General features: G+C 47.9%; 1 protein-coding gene. It reads right to left on the bottom strand.

The window, feature by feature from the left end; all coding sequences use genetic code 11:
- Positions 1-522: transketolase-like TK C-terminal-containing protein (locus R7R78_RS29340; protein WP_318119893.1), on the bottom strand; the 522-nt coding region annotated here is incomplete at both ends.

Raw genomic sequence — 522 nt, 5'->3', positions numbered from 1 at the left:
TGCGATGCCCGCTTCAATAGCGATACGTGCTGTTACGTCTGATGGTAGAACTGCTTCACGGTAAGCTGCGTCTTGTTTGTCGAATGCATCTGTTGATGGCATTGAAACAACGCGTACTTTCTTACCTTCTGCGGTTAGTTGTTCAGCGGCTTTCACTGCTAACTCAACTTCAGAACCTGTTGCGATTAGGATTAGCTCAGGTTTGCCATCGCTGTCTTTCAGGATGTAACCACCTTTCGCGATGTCTGCAACTTGCTCAGCGCTACGTGGTTGTTGCGCTAGGTTTTGACGAGAGAAGATAAGTGCTGTTGGTGCATCTTTACGTTCAATCGCTAGTTTCCATGCTACAGCAGACTCAACTTGGTCACATGGACGCCATGTGTTCATGTTTGGAGTCAAACGTAGAGACGCGATTTGTTCAACTGGTTGGTGAGTTGGGCCATCTTCGCCAAGACCGATAGAGTCGTGAGTGTACACTTGGATGTTCTGAATCTTCATCAGAGCGGCCATACGCATTGCGTT

This window comes from Vibrio sp. 2134-1 (genome assembly GCF_033339495.1).
This window is presented reverse-complemented; position numbering and strand designations above follow the sequence as displayed.